Here is an 18,723-nt window from a genome sequence, read left to right as displayed (position 1 = left end):
CCCCGAGATCGCCAGAATCGGCGTCTCGGTCCGCGCGCGAGGCACCGACCGGCGCACCGCGCTCGAAGACCTCACCCGCCGCAACAACGAGGCCCTGACACTCGTCAAGTCCTACGGAGACGCCGTCGAGAAGCTGGAGACCGGCTCCTTCTCCATCAACCCCGAGCTGACCCGGCACGGCCGGAACGAACGGATCCGCGCCTACCACGGCCGGGTGACCATCACCGCCGAACTCGCCGACTTCACCGCACTCGGCGAACTCACCACCCGCCTCGCCGACCTCGAACTCACCACCGTCGACGGCCCCTGGTGGGCCCTGCGCCCCGACTCACCCGCACACGGCGAGGCCCGCAGGCAGGCGGTGCGCGAAGCCGTCCAGCGGGCCCGCGAGTACGCCGGGGCACTCGGCGCCAACCTCGCCGCACTCGTCGAACTCGCCGACATCGGGGCCGAGAACGCCGTGCCGTACGCGCCACGTGCGGCCCCGTACGCGATGAGTTACGGCGGAGCCCCCGAAGCCGCCGGCGCGGCGCCCGCCCTCGATCTCGAACCGCAGCGGCAGACGGTCTACGCGCAGGTGAACGCGCGCTTCACGATGACACCGCCGGCCCTCTGAGGACGGGCTCCGGGACGGGCCCGGCCCAGACCGGGCCCGCTGCCGACAACCTCCGAATAACGCTCATCAGAGCGGCCGTGCGCGCACTTCAACACTTGTCAACAACCCTTCATGCAAAGGTTGTTGAGTAGTCATGTGAGACCAATTACCTACCCGACGGTAAGGTTTAGTCTCGAACCATGCGCCGAGCAAAAATCGTCTGTACCCTGGGGCCCGCCACCGACTCTTACGACCAGATCAAAGCACTGGTCGAGGCCGGAATGGACGTCGCCCGCTTCAACCTCAGCCACGGCAGCTACGCCGAGCACGAGGAGCGCTACCAGCGCGTACGCAAAGCCGCCGAGGAAACCGGCCGCAGCGTGGGAATCCTCGCCGACCTTCAAGGCCCGAAGATCCGCCTCGGACGCTTCCGCGAAGGCCCCGTACTCCTTGAACGCGGCGACGAATTCACCATCACCGTCGAACCCCTCGAAGGCGACCGCCACACGTGCGGCACCACCTACGAAGGACTCGCCGACGACGTGACCACCGGCGAACGCATCCTGGTCGACGACGGCAAGGTGACCCTGGAGGTCACCGGGGTCGACGGACCCCGCGTCCGCACCACCGTCGTCGAAGGCGGCATGGTCTCCGACAACAAGGGCCTCAACCTGCCCGGCGTCGCGGTGTCCGTCCCCGCGCTCTCCGAGAAGGACATCGACGACCTCCGCTGGGCCCTGCGCATCGGCGCCGACGTCGTCGCCCTCTCCTTCGTGCGCAGCGGACGCGACATCGACGACGTCCACCGGGTGATGGACGAGGAAGGCCGGCGCGTCCCCGTCATCGCCAAGGTCGAGAAGCCGCAGGCCGTGGAGAACATAGACGACATCGTCGCCGCGTTCGACGGCATCATGGTCGCCCGGGGCGACCTCGGCGTGGAAATGCCGCTGGAACAGGTGCCGATCGTGCAGAAGCGCGCGATCAAGCTCGCGAAGCGCAACGCGAAGCCGGTCATCGTCGCCACGCAGATGCTCGACTCGATGATCGACAACTCCCGCCCGACCCGCGCGGAGGCGTCCGACGTCGCCAACGCCGTCATCGACGGCACCGACGCGGTGATGCTCTCCGGCGAGACGAGCGTCGGCAAGTACCCGGTCGAGACCGTCCGGACGATGAGCCGCATCGTCGAGGCAGCGGAGGAGGACGTCCTGGCCAAGGGCCTGCCCCCGCTCACCGAACGCAGCAAGCCCCGCACCCAGGGCGGCGCGGTCGCCCGCGCGGCGGCCGAGATGGGCGACTTCCTCGGCGCGAAGTTCCTGGTCGCGTTCACCCAGTCCGGCGACACGGTCAAACGCCTCTCCCGCTACCGCTCCCCGATCCCGCTCCTGGCCTTCACCCCGGACCCGGCGACACAGGCGCAGCTGAACCTCACCTGGGGTGTGGAGGCGTTCCTCGGCCCGCATGTGGACTCGACGGACGCGATGGTCGACCAGGTGGACGAACACCTGCTGCGGATCGGCCGCTGCAACAAGGGCGACATCGTCGTCATCACGGCGGGCTCCCCGCCGGGCGTCGCCGGCTCGACCAACCTGGTCCGGGTCCACCACGTGGGCGAGGACGACAGCCCGAAGTAGCCGCCGCCGGGCCGGGGTTCAGTACTTCGGCCCGACGTGCGCGTCCATGAGCGCGACGGACGCCTTGCGGGCGACGGAGATGTTGTACGGCTTCCCGTGCCGGGTGCAGTCCTTCCACTCGACGCCGAGCCGGTCGAGCGTGTCGGTGTAGAGCCGCCGGATGTCGTCGGAGACGTTGGTGAACCAGTAGCGGGGATACTCGTACCGCTTGCGCTCGCCCTTGACGACGCGCGTGGTCCAGTTCATGTTGCGACACCCGTCGGAGTGGATCAGCCCGCGGATGAATTCCCAGGGATGGGCTGCCACGATCTGTTGCTGCCAGGGGAGCAGTGCAATGGGCCGCTCATGTTTTCTCCCCGGTCCGTGCTGGGGGAACAAGCAGTTGAGGTGCTTGAAGTAGACCTTGATGTTGTGGCAGCCCTTGCTGCGGACTCGGCACGTGGCGTTGTGCGGAAAGACCGCACGGAGGGCTGCTTCGGCCGCGTCCTGCAGTCCGGGCCATGAGTCGTCCATGGTGATCATCAGGCTGGGAACCCGGTGTTTCGCGTAGTGGCTGATGTGCCCGTCGCCGAGGTACAGCCCCAGCACGTAGGCGTACGCAGGATGGTCCAGTGACCGGCCGTCGCATATGGGGCACAGCAGTGCGGGCCGAGTCGCCACGGGTTCGCCGCGCCTGGCCCGGTCCATGTGCAGCCAGTAGCTGACGGTGCCGGGCGGGATCTTCATCCGGCGGGCCACTTCGCTGTTGCTCATACCGTCACGCAGTAGGGTGAGCGCCTTCTGGCGCACTTCGGTGCCGTGGAAGTTCATGGAACTACTTTGCGTGACACCGCATGGCTTTGTGCAACGAAAAATGGATGTTCACGAGAACGTGAACATCCACTTTCGTACGGTACCGGGTGCGGGACTCGAACCCGCAAGCCCTCTCGGGCAGAGGTGTTTGAGACCTCCGTGTATACCGTTCCACCAACCCGGCCGGTCGCCGCGAGAGGAGTCTACCGGTTCCCCACACGGCGACGCAGCTAGGTACTCTCGTCGCCAGCAGTATCTGCCAGTTACGAGGAGCCTCAGTGACCGCCCCCGAGTCGCCCCAGCCCGTCGAAGACGACGACAAGTCGCATGTCCCGCCCCTGACCACCCGGGTCGTCATCGCCGAGGACGAGGCGCTCATCCGTCTCGACCTCAAGGAGATGCTCGAAGAAGAGGGCTACTCCGTCGTGGGCGAGGCCGGTGACGGTGAGCGTGCCGTCGAGCTCGCGCGGGAGCACCGGCCCGATCTCGTCATCCTCGATGTGAAGATGCCCGTCCTCGACGGCATCTCCGCCGCCGAGCGCATCGCGGGGGAGTCCATCGCCCCCGTCCTGATGCTCACCGCCTTCTCGCAGCGCGATCTCGTGGAGCGGGCCCGGGACGCCGGCGCGATGGCGTATCTGGTGAAGCCGTTCAGCAAGAGCGACGTCGTACCCGCCATCGAGATGGCCGTCTCGCGCTTCAACGAGCTCAAGGCCCTTGAGCAGGAGGTCGCCGATCTGACGACCCGGCTGGAGACGCGCAAGCTCGTGGACCGCGCGAAGTCGATCCTGCAGACGCAGTACGGTCTCACCGAGCCCGCCGCCTTCCGGTGGATCCAGAAGACCTCGATGGACCGGCGGCTGTCGATGCAGCAGGTCGCCGAGGCCGTCATCGAGGACAACGAGGAGAAGAAGGCCGCGAAGGGGCAGTAGCGGCGGCGTACGGCGTGAGAAAGGCCCGCATCCCCCCGAGGGGCGCGGGCCTTCTCGTTTTCGTATCCGCGGCTCAGTCCTCGCCGAGGTACGCCTTCCGTACCGACTCGTCGACCAGCAGGTCCCGCCCGGTTCCCGAGAGCACGACCTTGCCGACCTCCATCACATGGCCCTGGTCGGCCAGTGACAGCGCGGCCTGGGCGTTCTGCTCGACGAGGAGGATCGTCGTGCCCTGCGACTTGAGTTCGGCGATGGTCGCCATGATCTTCTGCATCATGATCGGCGAGAGTCCCATGGACGGCTCGTCCAGCATGAGCAGCTTGGGCTGCGACATCAGCGCCCGGCCCATGGCGAGCATCTGCTGCTCGCCGCCGGAGAGGGTGCCCGCCGCCTGCTTGCTGCGTTCGCCGAGGATCGGGAAGAGTTCGTAGGCGCGCTTGATGTCCTTCTCGATGCCGGCGGTGTCCTTCCGGAGGAAGGCGCCGAGCTTGAGGTTCTCAGCGATCGTGAGCCGCGGGAAGATCCTGCGGCCCTCGGGGGAGTGCGCCAGGCCCATCGCGACGATCTTGTGCGCGCCGATGCCGTTGAGCGGCTGGCCGTCGAAAATGATCCGGCCCCCGGAGGGCTTGAGCAGCCCGGACAGGGTGCGCAGCGTGGTCGTCTTGCCCGCGCCGTTGGTGCCGATGAGCGTGACGATCTGACCGGCTTCGACGCTGAAGGAGATGCCCTTGACGGCTTCGATCTTGCCGTAGGCGACCTTGAGGTCCTCCACCTCCAGTAGTGCGGTCACTTGGTGTCTCCTTCTGTGCCTGCCGTGCTGTGTGCCTCCGCGGCCTCCACCTCGGAGACTTCCTCGGCGCCGGGGGCGCCCTCGTAGGGGGTGCCGAGATAGGCGGCGACGACCCGCTCGTCGGCCTGGACGACCTCGGCGGTGCCTTCGACGAGCTTCTCGCCCTGGACGAGGACGGCGACGCGGTCGCACAGGTTGAAGATGAAGCGCATGTCGTGCTCGATGACGAGTACGGCGATGCCCTGGTCGCGGATGGCGAAGACCAGGTCCTGGGTGGTGCGGGTCTCCTGCGGGTTCATGCCCGCGGTGGGCTCGTCGAGCAGGAGGAGGCCCGGGTCGCTGGCGAGGGCGCGCGCGATCTCCAGCTTCCGCTGTTCTCCGTAGGGGAGGTTGCGGGCGAGGTGGTCGCGCTTGCCGGCGAGTCCGGTGAACTCCAGGAGTTCCATGGCGCGTGCCTCGGACTCCTTCTCCGCCTTCTTGAACCCGGGGCCGCGCAGGAGTGCGGACCAGAGCCCTTCCTTGGTCCTGGTGTGGCGTCCGACGAGGACGTTCTCCAGGACGGTCATGTTGGCGAAGAGGCGGATGTTCTGGAACGTACGGGCGATGCCTGCCTTGGTGACCAGGTGGGACTGGTGGGGCAGGACGGTGCCCTTGTAGCTGACGGTGCCCTCGGTGGGGACGTACAGACCGGTGAGGCAGTTGAAGAAGGTGGTCTTACCGGCGCCGTTGGGGCCGATGAGGCCGACGATCTCGCCGGAGTTGACGTGCAGATCGACGCTCTTCACGGCGGTGAGTCCGCCGAACCTCTTGGTGACGCCGGTGGCTTGCAGAACGGTCGTCGCTGTGGCGGTGCCCGGTCCGGCGGAGCCGGAGTCGGTGGGCTGGATGTCGGTGGTCATTGGGTCACACCCCCGCCTTTTTGAGGCCGATATCGCCCTTGGGGGCGTCGAGTTGCCCGGTCTCGTGGAATTCCAGCTGCTTCCTGCGGTCGGCGATGAGGCCCTCGGGGCGGAAGCGCATGAGGAGGATGAGCGCGACACCGAAGAGCAGGAGCTGGTAGTCGGCCATGAACTGGAGCTTCGCCGGGATGAGGTAGAGCAGCGCCGCGCCGATGAGGGGTCCGCTGACCGTGCCCATGCCGCCGAGGATGACGGCGGCGAGCAGGAAGGCGGAGTTCGGCGGTACGGCCTCGACGAACTTGTACTGGGCGGGTGTGACGGTGAAGGTCACGTGGGCCTGTACGGTGCCGGCCATGCCGGCGAGGGTGGCGCCGAGGGCGAAGGCGAGCAGCTTGAGCCGGAAGGCGTTGATGCCCATGGCCCGGGCGGCGGTCTCGTCCTCGCGGATGGCGACCCAGGCGCGGCCGATGCGGGACTGGTCGGAGCGGCGGAAGACGGTCACCACGACGATGGTGAACAGGAGCATGAGCAGGTAGTAGTTGGAGAACCTGCCCAGTTCCATTCCCAGGATCGTATGGGACTCCCCGAGGTTGAACCCGAAGAGCTCGAGGTCCGGGATGTTGGGGATGCCGTTGGATCCGTTGGTGACGTCGGGGCCGGAGGAGCCGTCGAGGTTCTGCATCGTGATGCGGAAGATCTCACCGAAGCCGAGGGTGACGATGGCGAGGTAGTCGCCGTGCAGCCGCAGTGTCGGTGCGCCGATGACGACACCGAAGACCAGTGAGGCGGCCGCGCCGCACAGGACCGCGGCCCAGAACGGCAGGTGGAGGCCGATCGTGGAGGACGGCGAGCCGGAGACGAGGGCGGCCGTGTAGGCGCCGACGCCGAGGAACGCGACGTATCCGAGGTCGAGGAGGCCGGCGAGGCCGACGACGACGTTGAGGCCCAGGGCGACGGTGGCGAAGATCAGGATGTTCGTGCCGATGGTGGCGTACGCGTCGTTGCTCTGGGTGAACGGGAAGGCGAACGCGGCGACGAAGGCCGCGGTCACGGTGACGTTCTTGTGCTTGGAGGTGAGGCTCGCGAGGCGGCGGTTGAGGCCGGCGCGGGAGATCGCCGTGGCGCCGAATCCGACGAGGATCAGGAAGCCGATGAACAGCTGGGGGTTGTCGGAGTCGATGTCGATTCCGTACGTGAAGACGTACAGGCCGAGTCCGAACGAGACGGCGATGATGAGGATCTCGGCCCAGCCGGGGAGGGCTGTCGCTTCCTTGGGCACGGGTGCCTTGAAGCAGTGGACGAAGCGCTGCCAGGCGTTGGCGCCGGTGTTGTCGGCGGCGACGTCCGAGGGCAGTCCGAGCGCGGCGACGAGGGCGATCAGTGAGGCCACTGCCGCGACGTAGGCGCCGGGTTCGAGGTTGGCGAGTCCGCCGAGGTCCACGGTGATGGCGATCACGGTGAACCAGGTGGTGACGAACGTGCCGAGGGCGAAGAGGAGGGCGGGCCCGTTCTTGCCGGCGGGTGAGAGCCAGCGCAGGCCGCGGATCTCGTAGCCGGCGAGTACGAACAGGAGCGTCAGGATCGCGCCGGTGAGGGTGAGTACCTGGAGGCCGCCGGGGTATCCGGTGACGCTGAGGTCGCCGGGGAACGCGGCGGTCCAGGTCCAGGCGAGGAAGGTGCTCGCGAAGGTGGCGACGGCGCCGATGCCGGTGCCGGCGCGGGCTGCCGACAGGGGCAGTCCGATGACCGGGGGGTTGGGGCCGGTGGCGGGGGCCGCGTTCTTGTCGATTGTTGTGGTCATCGGTGTCACGCCCTATCCGAGACGCGTGCGCCGAGCAGACCCTGGGGCCTCAGCAGCAGGACGAGAATGAGGAGGACGAACGCCCACACGTCCTTCCAGGCGCCGCCGCCGAGCTGGGACATGCCGGGGATGTTCTCGATGTAGGCGGTGGCCATGGCCTCGGAGAGGCCGAGGACGAGTCCGCCGATCATGGCGCCGTAGATGTTGCCGATACCGCCGAGGACGGCGGCGGTGAACGCCTTGAGTCCGGCGATGAAGCCCATCTTGAAGTTGACCTCGCCGTACTTGAGGCCGTGGGCGACGGCCGCGATGGCGGCGAAGGCCGCGCCGATCGCGAACGCGGTGACGATGATGCGGTCGGTGTTGATGCCCATCAGCTTGGCCGTGTCCGGGTCCTGCGACGTGGCCTGCATGGCGCGCCCGGTGCGGGTCTTGGAGACGAAGAACCCGAGGGTGATCATGCACAGGGGGGCGGCGATGAGCAGGAAGAGGTCGCCGCGGCTGATGGCGAAGGCGCCGAAGTCGAGCCTGCCGCCCTCGAATTCGGGGAAGGGCCGGGACTTGGTGGCGTCGGGGTAGAAGGCCCAGACCGCCTGCTGCAGTGCGATGGAGAGGCCGATCGCGGTGATCAGTGGTGCGAGCCTGGGCGCGTTGCGCAGGGGCCGGTAGGCGAAGCGTTCGGCTCCTACGGCGACGAGCACGGAGCAGGCCATCGCCATGAGGATCATGAGTGGCAGTGCGATGAGCAGACTGGTGCCGCTGGGCAGCCAGAGGAATGCGGTCAGCGCACCGAAGCCGCCGATCATGAATATCTCGCCATGGGCGAAATTGATGAGCTGGACTATGCCATAGACCATCGTGTAACCGATTGCGATGAGTCCGTACAGCGCGCCGAGTAGCAGGCCGTTGGCAAGTTGCTGCGGCAGATCGTTCACCGCGGGGCCTCCGAATGAGTGGGGTCAGATACGGCCGCGCGGGGGCGCTGTGGCGCCCCCGCGCGGTGGTAGGTCCTATATGGAGGGAGGGCTGGTCAGCCCGGTCAGCCCTCGAACACGCCCGTCTTGACGGGGACGTGCTTGCCGCCCTTGACCTCGTAGAGGGAGAGCTGCTTGTTCACGGTGTCGCCGAACTCGTCGAAGCCGACCGATCCGGTCACTCCGTCGAACTTGACGTCCTGCATGGCCTCGGTGATCTGCTTGCGCGCGTCCTTGACGTCGCCGGGCAGCTTGCCGTCGTTCTTCTCGACGACGGCCTTGACCGCCTGGATGATCGCCCAGGTGGAGTCGTAGGAGTAGCCGCCGTACGCCTCGAAGGCGCCGTCGTAGCCGCCGGCCTCGTAGTCCGTGATGAACTTCTTGGCCGTCTCCAGGGTCTCCAGGGGCGCGCCGACGGAGCTGGCGAAGTCGCCTTCGGAGTTCTTCTTGCCCAGCTTGATGTACTCGGCGCTGAAGAGCGCGTCACCGCCGACGGTGGGGATCTTGGCGCCGGCGTTCTTGATCTGGCTGGCCAGCGGGGCGCCGGCCGGGTACTCGCCGCCGTAGTAGACGAACTCGGCGTCGGTCTGCGCGACCTTGCTCGCCACGGACGAGAAGTCCTTGTCGTCCGGGTTGATGTGGTCGGTGCCCACTACCTTGCCGCCGAGCTTCTTGAACTCGGTGGAGAAGGTGGCGGCCAGACCGGCTCCGTAGGTCTTCTTGTCATCGATGACATAGACCTTCTTGAGCTTCTTGTCGTTGAACATGTACTGCGCGGCGTACGGGCCCTGGATGGCGTCCGTGGTCGACGTGCGGAAGTACGTGTCGAAGCCGCGGACCTTCTTGCCGGTCTGCCAGTCCTTGCCCTGCGTGAGCTCGGGGTTGGTGTTGGCGGGCGACACCTGGACCAGGTTGTCGTTGGCGAAGACCTTCTGCATCGACTGGCCGACGTCGGAGTTCAGGGGGCCGACGACACCCATGACCTCGTCGTCGCCGACGAGCTTGGTGGCGTTCTGCTGGCCGGTCGCGGCCTGGGCCACGTCGTCGAGCGCCTCGAGCTTGAAGGTGACGCCTTCGACTTCGTTGTTCTTGTTGGCCGTCTTGACGGCGAGGTCGGCGGAGTTCTTGATGCCCTGGCCGAGCGCGGAGAGGTCTCCGGTCAGCGGCGCGTCGAGGCCGATGACGACGGTCGTCTTTCCGCCGCCGCCGCTGCCTCCTTCGCCACTGTCGTCGCGGGAGCCGCAAGCAGAAAGCGTGAGGGCTCCTACGGTGACAGCGGAGGTGACTATGAACAAGGAACGGTGACGCACGATCAGTCCTTTCCCCTGGCACGGCCGTCCCTGATTGGGACGCCGGGTCGAGCGCTGGAACCGAACTGATAAGTAATCCGGTGGCGCGGTGACTGGCCGTGACTCTAAGCGCGCTGGTGGGGGTGGTGCAGAGGTGCGGCCCATGATGTGACGTTCTTGTTATGACGGGGCCGCGGTGAAGCCCGGCCGGGAAGGGAAAGACGTGTGATTTGAGACCGTTCGGAAGTCCACATAGTGAGAACCAGCAGGACCGTAACGGTAATCGACCGGTTACGGAGCGGGACGGTCGCAGGCCTTTTCGATGGCCGCGCCGAGGTCTTCCGGGTAGCCGCCGCCGAGGATCCGGCTCTGTTTCTGGACCGCCCTTTCGTTACGCAGGGTGACGTCCAGGAAGGGGAGTCCGGCGTTCCGCGGTACTTCCCCGCAGTCGAGCACGTAGACCGTCACGAGTACCTCGCGTGATCCGCCGGGCTCCACGGTGAACGGCGCGGACGGCCGGGTCGACACGGCCAGCGCCGCCGACGGCTGGGTGATGGCGTCGATAGTGACCCGCCGGCCGGGTTCGGTGGTGAGGGTGACGGTGAAGGTGAAGGCGCCCGGGCGGCCGGTCCCGGCCGAGGCTCCGGCGTAGTGGAAGCCGACGACCTGCGAGGGCCAGGGCGGGGGTGGCGCGGGCGGCGGTTCGGGGGCGTTGAGGACGTACACGCACACGCCGGCGGTGAGGGTCGCGGCGGCGGCCAGCGCGGCCTTGCGGCGGTGGCGCGCGGGCACGGTGAGGCGGACCCGGACCGGCGCGGCCCCGGTGAGCGCGGCCTCGGGATGTGGGTAGGTGTCCTCGCCCGCTTCGACGGGGCCGATACCGCTCATGTGCCGAAGCTAATGCGCATCGGGCGACAGGACAATGGATCGCACCGCAAGGCGTTACATAACGTCACCATCAGGATTCCGACCTGGCGCTCCCGCGCGGGCTCCGGCGGGCGGGCGGGCCGACGCGACGTACTCGGCGAGCGCTCGTTTCCGCCGTGTTTCGCGGCGGCCCGGCGGCCGTCGCGCGTCTCACCTGTTGGTCACCGTGGGCCGGGGGAAGCCCGTTCGGCACTTCACCCGGCCCGCTTGAGGTCCCCTTGAGGTTCGCTCCTCACGCCTCTTTTGTCGGGATGAAGGAGGTGCCGTCGCCGCTCTGCAGCAGACACGTCAGCCGGGCGGTGCACACCCTTTTGTCCTGCTCGTCGGTGATCACGATCTCGTACGTCGCGGTGGACCGTCCGCGGTGGATCGGGGTGGCGACGCCGGTCACCGTTCCGCCCCGTACGGCGCGGTGATGGGTGCAGTTGAGGTCCACGCCCACGGCGACCTTGTTGCGCCCGCCGTGCAGCATCGCGCCGATGGAGCCGAGGGTCTCGGCGAGTACGGCCGAGGCGCCGCCGTGCAGCAGTCCGTACGGCTGGGTGTTGCCCTCGACGGGCATGGTGGCGACGACGCGGTCGGCGGACGCCTCGGTGACCACCAGGCCCATGCGGGTGCCGAGGTTCCCGGCGGAGAAGAACTCCGTGAGGTCCATGTCGTACGGCGCGTACTCGTCGATGACCTCCTGCGGGAACGTCGCCGCCGTCTGCTCGTTCGCTGTGGACTGTTCACCCATGGGGTCCGGCTCCGATCGGCTGCGTGATGCGATACGTGTTCAATGCACCTTGTTCGGTGCGCTGGTCCGCACCGTCTTATCAGATGACTGAGCGAACGCTCAGGCGGGTCGGGTCCGTCCCGTCACTGCCGCTCGAAGCGCACCACGACGGACTTGCTCGCCGGGGTGTTGCTCGTGTCGGCCGTCGAGTCCAGCGGCACCAGCACGTTCGTCTCCGGGTAGTAGGCGGCGGCGCAGCCGCGCGCCGTGGGGTAGTGCACCACCCGGAAACCGCGGGCCCGCCGCTCGACGCCGTCCCGCCACTCGCTGACCAGGTCCGTGTACGAGCCGTCGGCCAGGCCCAGTTCGCGGGCGTCGTCCGCGTTCACCAGGACGACGCGACGGCCGCCCTTGATGCCCCGGTAGCGGTCGTCCAGGCCGTAGATCGTGGTGTTGTACTGGTCGTGCGAGCGCAGCGTCTGGAGCAGCAGCCGGCCCGCGGGCAGCTCCGGGTACTCGACGGGCGCCGCCGTGAAGTTGGCCTTGCCGGTGGCGGTGGGGAAGCGCCGCTCGTCGCGCGGGGCGTGCGGGAGCTGGAACCCGCCGGGTTCGGCGACGCGCGCGTTGAAGTCCTCGAAGCCGGGGACGACGCGCGAGATGCGGTCGCGGATCGACCCGTAGTCCTTCTCGAACTCCTCCCACGGAGTCAGCGACGCGGGGCCGAGGACGGCCCGCGCCAGCCGGGCGACGATCGCCGGCTCGGAGAGCAGGTGCGGGCTCGCGGGGGCGAGGTTGCCGCGCGAGGCGTGCACCATGCCCATGGAGTCCTCCACGGTGACGATCTGCCTGCCGCCCGCCTGTATGTCCTTGTCGGTACGGCCGAGGGTGGGCAGGATCAGGGCGCGCGCGCCGGTCACCGCGTGCGAGCGGTTGAGCTTGGTCGAGACGTGCACGGTGAGCCGCGCGGTGCGCATCGCCGCCTCGGTCACCTCGGTGTCCGGTGACGCCGCGACGAAGTTGCCGCCCATGGCGAAGAAGACCTTCGCGTCGCCGTCGCGCAGGGCGCGGATGGCCCGTACGACGTCGTAGCCGTGGTGGCGCGGCGAGGTGATGCCGAACTCGCGGTCCAGGGCGTCGAGGAACGCCGGCGCGGGCCGCTCGAAGATGCCCATGGTGCGGTCGCCCTGGACGTTGGAGTGTCCGCGTACGGGACACACCCCGGCCCCCGGCCGGCCGATGTTGCCGCGCAGCAGGAGGAAGTTGACGACCTCGCGGATGGTCGCGACGGAGTGCTTGTGCTGGGTGAGGCCCATCGCCCAGCAGACGATGGTGCGCTTCGACTCCAGCACCATGGCCAGCGCCCGCTCGATGCCGTCCCGGTCGAGCCCCGTCGCGGCGAGGGTCTCGTCCCAGTCCGCGGCGCGCGCGGCGGCGGCGAACTCCTCGAAGCCGTGGGTGTGCTCGGTGACGAACGCCTCGTCGACCACCGTCGGGTCGGTCCTCGCCGCGTCGAGGATCAGCTTGTTGAGCAGGCGGAACAGGGCCTGGTCGCCGCCGATGCGGATCTGGAGGAAGAGGTCGTTGAGCGCGGCGCCCCTGACCATGCCCTGCGGGGTCTGCGGATTCTTGAACCGCTCGGTGCCGGCCTCGGGCAGCGGGTTCACCGAGATGATCCTGGCCCCCGCCGACTTGGCCTTCTCCAGGGCGGAGAGCATCCGGGGGTGGTTGGTCCCCGGGTTCTGCCCGGCCACGATGATCAGGTCGGCCCGGTGCAGGTCCTCCAGGGACACGCTGCCCTTGCCGACGCCCAGGGTCTCGGAGAGCGCCGAACCGGACGACTCGTGGCACATGTTGGAGCAGTCCGGCAGATTGTTCGTGCCGAACTCGCGGGCGAACAGCTGGAGGAGGAAGGCCGCCTCGTTGCTCGTACGGCCCGAGGTGTAGAACAGCGCCTCGTCGGGGGAGTCCAGCGCCCGCAGTTCCTCGGCGACGATCGCGAACGCGCGCTCCCAGCTCACCGGTTCGTACCGGTCCCCGCCGCCACCGGCCTCGCCGTCACCCCCGCCGCGCTCCAGGAGCATCGGCTGGGTGATACGGCCCTGCTGGCCCAGCCAGTAGCCGCTGCGGGTCGCCAGATCGGCCACCGGGTGCGCGGCGAAGAAGTCGGGCGTCACCCGGCGCAGCGTCGCCTCCTCGGCGACGGCCTTCGCGCCGTTCTCGCAGAACTCCGCCGTGTGGCGGTGATCGCCCTCGGGCCAGGCGCAGCCCGGACAGTCGAAGCCGTCCTTCTGGTTGACCTTGAGCAGCGTCCGCGCCGCGCGGGTGACACCCATCTGCTGCTGGGCGATCCGCAGCGAATGCGCCACGGCGGGCAGCCCGGCGGCGCTCTGCCGGGGGGCGGCGACCCGCGGTGCGTCCTGGACCGGGTCACCCGAGGGCGGTTTGCTGGCCATCACGCTCTCCCTGGTTCGTACGCCGGGACTCCTCCCGCGCGCGTGCTGTTGCTGTCCTGCCCCCGATCCTGTCACGCACCGCCGACGGTCCGTCGCGGCGGTGCGCGCGGGTCAGGATTGTCAGTGGGGCGTGGCAGGATCGGGTACGTGGCTGAGACAGCATCGAAGAAGACCGCAGACAACCGTCCTCGCCTGCTCCTCATGGACGGGCACTCCCTGGCGTACCGGGCGTTCTTCGCGCTGCCCGCGGAGAATTTCACCACCAGCTCCGGCCAGCCGACCAACGCCGTCTACGGCTTCGCGTCGATGCTGGCGAACACCCTGCGTGACGAGGCGCCCACGCACTTCGCGGTGGCCTTCGACGTCTCGCGCAAGACGTGGCGCTCGGAGGAGTTCCCCGAGTACAAGGCGAACCGCTCCAAGACGCCCGACGAGTTCAAGGGCCAGGTCGAGCTGATCGGCGAGCTGCTCGACGCGATGCACGCGCACCGGTTCGCGATCGAGGGCTTCGAGGCCGACGACGTCATCGCCACCCTCGCCACCCAGGCCGAGGAAGCCGGCTTCGAGGTCCTCATCGTCACCGGCGACCGGGACTCCTTCCAGCTCATCAGCGAGCACACCACGGTGCTGTATCCCACCAAGGGCGTCTCCGAGCTGACCCGCTTCACCCCGGAGAAGGTCCACGAGAAGTACGGGCTGACCCCCGCGCAGTATCCGGACTTCGCCGCCCTGCGCGGCGACCCGTCGGACAATCTCCCCAGCATTCCCAAGGTCGGCGAGAAGACGGCCGCGAAGTGGATCAATCAGTTCGGTTCCCTCGCCGATCTGGTGGAGCGTGCCGACGAGGTCAAGGGCAAGGTCGGCGAGAGTCTGCGCGAGCACCTGGACTCGGTCACGCTCAACCGTCATCTCACGGAACTGGTGCGTGACGTCGAGCTGACGAAGGGCCCGCGGGACCTGGAGCGTGCCCCGTACGACCGGACGGCCCTCACCGGATTCCTCGAAGTGCTGGAGATCCGCAATCCGAGCCTGCGTGAGCGGCTGCTCGCCGTGGACCCGGGCGCCGTGGAGGACGAGGCCCCGGCTCCCGCCGCGGGCGTCGAGCTCGACGGCAAGGTCCTCGCCTCCGGTGAGCTCGCGCCCTGGCTGGCCGAGCACGGCGGTGAGCCGCTGGGTGTCGCCCTGGTCGACACCTGGGCGCTCGGCACGGGCGGTATCGGTGAGGTGGCCCTGGCCGCCGCCGACGGCGCCGCCGCCTGGTTCGACACCACGCAGCTCGACGAGGCCGACGAGAAGGCCTTCGGTACCTGGCTGGCGGCGGCGGACCGCCCCAAGGTCCTGCACAACGCGAAGAGCGTCATGCGGGTGGCCCCCGAGCACGGCTGGCGGGTCGGCGGCGTGACCATGGACACCGCGCTCGCCGCGTATCTGGTCAAGCCCGGCCGCCGTTCCTTCGCGCTCGACGCCCTCGCGATCGAGTACCTCGGGCGTGAACTCGCCCCGGCCGCCGCCGCCGACGGACAGCTCGCCTTCGGCAGCGACGACCAGGCCGAGGCGGACGCGCTGATGACCCAGGCGCGCGCGATCCTCGACCTCGGTGACGCGTTCACCGGGCGGCTGGAGGAGGTCGGCGCCACCGGACTGCTCCAGGACGTCGAGCTGCCCACCTCCGCGCTGCTAGCCAAGCTGGAGCGGGGCGGCATCTGGGCCGACCGGCCCCATCTGGTCGCTCTGGAGGAGCAGTTCGCCGCCGCCGTCCAGCAGGCGGTGAAGGAGGCGCACGCCGCGGTCGGACACGAGTTCAACCTCGGCTCGCCCAAGCAGCTCCAGGAAGTCCTCTTCGGCGAGCTGGGCCTGCCCAAGACGAAGAAGACCAAGACCGGTTACACGACGGACGCCGACGCGCTCGCCTGGCTCGCCGCGCAGACCGACCACGAACTGCCGGTCGTGATGCTGCGCCACCGTGAGCAGGCCAGGCTCCGCGTCACCGTCGAGGGCCTGATCAAGATGATCGCGGCCGACGGCCGCATCCACACCACCTTCAGCCAGACGGTCGCCGCCACCGGCCGGCTCTCGTCGACCGACCCCAATCTGCAGAACGTGCCGGTGCGCACCGACGAGGGCCGCGCGATCCGCCGCGGATTCGTCGTCGGCGAGGGCTACGAGTCGCTGATGACCGCCGACTACAGCCAGATCGAGCTGCGCGTGATGGCTCATCTGTCCGAGGACGCGGGCCTGATCGAGGCGTTCACCTCCGGCGAGGACCTGCACACCACCGTCGCCTCCCAGGTGTTCGGAGTGGAGCGCGCGGACGTCACCCCTGACATGCGCCGCAAGATCAAGGCGATGTCGTACGGACTGGCGTACGGGCTCTCGGCGTTCGGCCTCTCCCAGCAGCTGAACATCGAGGCGGCCGAGGCACGTGGCCTGATGGACACGTTCTTCGAGCGCTTCGGCGGCGTCCGGGACTATCTGCAGCGGGCGGTCGAGGAGGCCAGGGCCACGGGTTACACGGAGACGATGCTCGGCCGCCGCCGCTACCTCCCGGACCTCAACAGCGACAACCGCCAGCGCCGCGAGATGGCCGAGCGGATGGCGCTCAACGCCCCGATCCAGGGCACCGCCGCCGACATCGTCAAGGTCGCGATGCTCCGCGTCGACAAGGCGCTGACCGAGGCGGAACTGACATCGCGCATGCTCCTGCAGGTGCACGACGAAATCGTGCTGGAGATCGCCCCCGGCGAGCGGGAGCGGGTGGAGGAGCTGGTGATCCGCGAGATGGCCGCCGCGACCGAGCTGCGGGCGCCGCTGGACATCTCGGTGGGAGTGGGCCCGGACTGGGACTCGGCCGCGCACTGACAGCGGTCCGGGGCAGGGGTTCCGTCGTCAGTCGCCGGACGGGCCGCGTGTCGTCTTCTCCAGTGCCGGACCGGCCGTGTCCGCGGCCCGTCCGGCACCGGCGTCCCGTACGGCGGCCGAGGACGAACCAGCCGCCGTACGGGCACCACGCAGCCGCATGCCCGCGCCGTACAGCACCAGTCCCACCGCGAGCCCCGCCCCCGCGCCGAAGCAGAGGGTCGGGATGACGTCCAGCGGTGTCGACACCTGCCCGTGGTAGGCGTACCACCGGGTGAACCGGTGAGCCATGCCCAGCAGTACGCACCCCGCGAGCAGTGCGTATGCCAGCGCGCGCTCGCGCCGTACCAGCACGGGCACCGAAGCGGGCGGGGGAGTGCGGGGCAGCCGGCGCAGCGCGGTGACCGTGAACCAGCCGAGCACCACCAGGGCCACGGCCGAACTGCCGTACTGCGTGTACGTGTACAGGGGAAAGCCCGCGATGTCGTCCCGCAGCGCCGGCACCATCCGGGTGCCCCACCGGTCGAAGTGCGTGAACGCGTCCCACAGCACATGGGTGGAGGCGCCGAGCACCGCGGAGACGTAGAAGCGCGCGGCGAGCGCCACCGGCCGGCCGCCGCGCCGGTCCGGTCCCCGTACGAAGGCGTGCGCCCGCCCCTGCCGGCCGGCGGGCAGCAGCGCGAGCAGCGGCTCACGCAGCATCAGCCAGACGCCCACGAGGGCCGCCGCGATGACGACGTCGACGGTGAACAGACCCAGCGGGCCGTGAGTCACGTCGCCGAACTCCATCGCGGACGGTACGGCGGTGGCGGCGAAGTACGTCGTGTCGGGGGCGATCGAGCCGGCGACGAGCGCGGAGGCGAGCAGGGGGCCGCGCGACGTGCCGTCCCTCCTGATGCCCGGCAGCACCGCCGCGGCATGGCTCAGAGTGAAAGGCAAGGCGGTCTCCCCGGGGGCGTGCGGTCGTTCGATCGGGCGGGGCCCACGCCCATCTGGCACGGAGTCAGCGCAAGGCGGTACAGGCCGGACGGAACAGGCGGTCAGTATGCGGGACGTCATGAAGGACGTCGGTTATCGGCCACCGGTTCTCCCCGCGGGAAGCCGGGAGGTGGCGAACCGGTGAAAAGCGGTCACGGACCCGTGTGCGTACACAGGGAGTTGCCGTAGGGTCGCCTGAGTCCTCGCGCTGGGGAGCGCGAACAGCCGTTCACCGGGAGGGACCAGACGTATGGCAGCGCAATTCGGCCGCCGGCTCCGCAGAGGGGCGACCACCACAGCGGTCGCCGCGCTCGCGGTCGCCGCACTCTCCGCCTCGCAGGCCCCCGCGATCGTTTCCGGCGGTGGTGACAGCGGAAAGCAGGCGTCCGGATCGAGCGTGCCGGACGAGGGCTCCGCGTCCGGTGACTCGTCGTACCACACGGACCTCCCGCCGCTGAACACCCCGGACAAGCCCGGCACTTCCATAGATCTGCCCGGCTCGGGCGAAGCGGAAGCGGGTATCCCGGCCACGGTGCTGGCCGCGTACAAGCAGGCGGAACAGACCATCGCGAGCAGCAACCCCGGCTGCAATCTCCCGTGGCAGCTCCTCGCCGCGATCGGCAAGGTCGAGTCGGGCCAGGCGCGCGGCGGCCGGGTCGACGACAACGGCACCACCTTCTCGCCGATCCTCGGCCCGGTGCTGAACGGTGTCGGCTTCGCCAACATCTCCGACACCGACAACGGCGCGTACGACGGCGACAAGACCCACGACCGTGCCGTGGGCCCGATGCAGTTCATCCCGTCCACCTGGGCGACCTGGGGCCAGGACGCCAACAACGACGGCCGCAAGGACCCGAACAACATCTTCGACGCCGCGCTGGCCGCCGGTCGTTATCTTTGCGCCAATAATCGCGACCTGTCGGTGAAGGCCGATCTGGACCAGGCGATCCTCAGTTACAACCGCTCGCGGGAGTACCTGGCGACGGTCCTGTCCTGGCTGGAGTACTACAAGCGCGGCAGCCACGAGGTGCCGGACGGCACGGGCGTGCTGCCCTCGGGCCCCGGCCCGCTCAACCCGGGCGGCCCCA

At 68.9% G+C, this 18,723-nt stretch carries 15 protein-coding genes and 1 tRNA gene; 5 read left to right on the top strand and 11 right to left on the bottom strand.

The genetic code is table 11. From position 1 onward, the window contains the following. On the top strand, window positions 1-616 hold a 616-nt coding region (locus tag GXP76_RS24235), incomplete at its 5' end, for an SIMPL domain-containing protein (RefSeq protein WP_242573701.1). A 179-nt stretch (window positions 617-795) separates the two neighbouring features. Then, on the top strand, window positions 796-2,229 hold the full coding sequence (pyk, locus tag GXP76_RS24230; RefSeq protein ID WP_242573700.1) for a pyruvate kinase: 1,434 nt from the start codon (window positions 796-798) through the stop codon (window positions 2,227-2,229). Window positions 2,230-2,247: 18 nt separating this feature from the next. Here pyk and GXP76_RS24225 read toward each other — a convergent pair whose 3' ends face one another. Both GXP76_RS24225 and GXP76_RS24220 read right to left on the bottom strand, forming a co-directional pair. Next, window positions 2,248-3,039 carry a helix-turn-helix domain-containing protein gene (locus GXP76_RS24225; protein ID WP_242573699.1) on the bottom strand — a complete coding sequence of 264 codons (792 nt, stop codon included), beginning with the start codon at window positions 3,037-3,039 and terminating at the stop codon, window positions 2,248-2,250. A gap of 83 nt (window positions 3,040-3,122) precedes the next feature. Then, window positions 3,123-3,205 (bottom strand) — tRNA-Leu (locus GXP76_RS24220). Between the two features lie 94 nt (window positions 3,206-3,299). On the opposite strand from GXP76_RS24220, the gene GXP76_RS24215 reads away from it, so the two are divergent. Further along, window positions 3,300-3,953 carry an ANTAR domain-containing response regulator gene (locus tag GXP76_RS24215; protein WP_242573698.1) on the top strand — a complete coding sequence of 218 codons (654 nt, stop codon included), beginning with the start codon at window positions 3,300-3,302 and terminating at the stop codon, window positions 3,951-3,953. Window positions 3,954-4,026: 73 nt separating this feature from the next. Here GXP76_RS24215 and GXP76_RS24210 read toward each other — a convergent pair whose 3' ends face one another. The 8 genes from GXP76_RS24210 to GXP76_RS24175 form a co-directional block, all read right to left on the bottom strand. Next, window positions 4,027-4,743, bottom strand: a complete 717-nt coding sequence (locus GXP76_RS24210; RefSeq protein ID WP_242573697.1) for an ABC transporter ATP-binding protein — start codon at window positions 4,741-4,743, stop codon at window positions 4,027-4,029. Beyond that, window positions 4,740-5,642: an ABC transporter ATP-binding protein gene (locus GXP76_RS24205; RefSeq protein WP_242573696.1), complete on the bottom strand. Its 903-nt coding sequence runs from the start codon at window positions 5,640-5,642 to the stop codon at window positions 4,740-4,742. Before GXP76_RS24205 ends, GXP76_RS24210 begins: the two co-directional genes overlap by 4 nt. Before the next feature lie 4 nt (window positions 5,643-5,646). Continuing rightward, window positions 5,647-7,443 (bottom strand): branched-chain amino acid ABC transporter permease, encoded by a 1,797-nt coding sequence (locus GXP76_RS24200; RefSeq protein ID WP_277993752.1) that lies wholly within the window; start codon window positions 7,441-7,443, stop codon window positions 5,647-5,649. A 5-nt stretch (window positions 7,444-7,448) separates the two neighbouring features. Further along, window positions 7,449-8,378 carry a branched-chain amino acid ABC transporter permease gene (locus tag GXP76_RS24195; RefSeq protein WP_242573694.1) on the bottom strand — a complete coding sequence of 310 codons (930 nt, stop codon included), beginning with the start codon at window positions 8,376-8,378 and terminating at the stop codon, window positions 7,449-7,451. A 104-nt stretch (window positions 8,379-8,482) separates the two neighbouring features. Further along, window positions 8,483-9,727: a branched-chain amino acid ABC transporter substrate-binding protein gene (locus GXP76_RS24190; protein WP_242573693.1), complete on the bottom strand. Its 1,245-nt coding sequence runs from the start codon at window positions 9,725-9,727 to the stop codon at window positions 8,483-8,485. A 270-nt stretch (window positions 9,728-9,997) separates the two neighbouring features. Beyond that, complete coding sequence (locus GXP76_RS24185) at window positions 9,998-10,594, bottom strand: Tat pathway signal sequence domain protein (RefSeq protein ID WP_242573692.1); 597 nt, start codon at window positions 10,592-10,594, stop codon at window positions 9,998-10,000. Window positions 10,595-10,865: 271 nt separating this feature from the next. Beyond that, window positions 10,866-11,369, bottom strand: coding sequence for a PaaI family thioesterase (locus tag GXP76_RS24180; RefSeq protein WP_242573691.1), 504 nt, complete (start codon window positions 11,367-11,369; stop codon window positions 10,866-10,868). 122 nt (window positions 11,370-11,491) lie between these two features. Further along, window positions 11,492-13,801, bottom strand: a complete 2,310-nt coding sequence (locus GXP76_RS24175; protein WP_242573690.1) for an FdhF/YdeP family oxidoreductase — start codon at window positions 13,799-13,801, stop codon at window positions 11,492-11,494. A gap of 147 nt (window positions 13,802-13,948) precedes the next feature. Between GXP76_RS24175 and polA the strand changes: the two genes are divergently transcribed. Continuing rightward, the gene (gene polA / locus GXP76_RS24170) at window positions 13,949-16,660 is read left to right on the top strand and encodes a DNA polymerase I (RefSeq protein WP_242573689.1); all 2,712 of its coding nucleotides are present in this window, start codon (window positions 13,949-13,951) and stop codon (window positions 16,658-16,660) included. 27 nt (window positions 16,661-16,687) lie between these two features. Here the strand turns inward: polA and GXP76_RS24165 are convergent, their stop codons facing one another. After that, complete coding sequence (locus tag GXP76_RS24165; RefSeq protein ID WP_242573688.1) at window positions 16,688-17,596, bottom strand: DUF4184 family protein; 909 nt, start codon at window positions 17,594-17,596, stop codon at window positions 16,688-16,690. A gap of 289 nt (window positions 17,597-17,885) precedes the next feature. Here GXP76_RS24165 and GXP76_RS24160 point away from each other — a divergent pair. After that, a partial coding sequence (locus tag GXP76_RS24160; protein WP_242573687.1) for a lytic transglycosylase domain-containing protein occupies window positions 17,886-18,723 on the top strand: 838 nt, incomplete at its 3' end.

Origin of the sequence: Streptomyces sp. NP-1717, from assembly GCF_022695985.1 — a bacterium.
Classification (GTDB): Bacteria; Actinomycetota; Actinomycetes; order Streptomycetales; family Streptomycetaceae; genus Streptomyces.
This window is presented reverse-complemented; position numbering and strand designations above follow the sequence as displayed.

Bases quoted from the DNA above. Each gene is read 5' to 3' on its own strand.
- pyk (WP_242573700.1), top strand. From the start codon at position 796: ATGCGCCGAGCAAAAATCGTCTGTACCCTGGGGCCCGCCACCGACTCT.
- GXP76_RS24225 (WP_242573699.1), bottom strand. From the start codon at position 3,039: ATGAACTTCCACGGCACCGAAGTGCGCCAGAAGGCGCTCACCCTACTG.
- GXP76_RS24205 (WP_242573696.1), bottom strand. From the start codon at position 5,642: ATGACCACCGACATCCAGCCCACCGACTCCGGCTCCGCCGGACCGGGC.
- GXP76_RS24200 (WP_277993752.1), bottom strand. From the start codon at position 7,443: ATGACCACAACAATCGACAAGAACGCGGCCCCCGCCACCGGCCCCAAC.
- GXP76_RS24185 (WP_242573692.1), bottom strand. From the start codon at position 10,594: ATGAGCGGTATCGGCCCCGTCGAAGCGGGCGAGGACACCTACCCACAT.
- GXP76_RS24180 (WP_242573691.1), bottom strand. From the start codon at position 11,369: ATGGGTGAACAGTCCACAGCGAACGAGCAGACGGCGGCGACGTTCCCG.
- GXP76_RS24175 (WP_242573690.1), bottom strand. From the start codon at position 13,801: ATGGCCAGCAAACCGCCCTCGGGTGACCCGGTCCAGGACGCACCGCGG.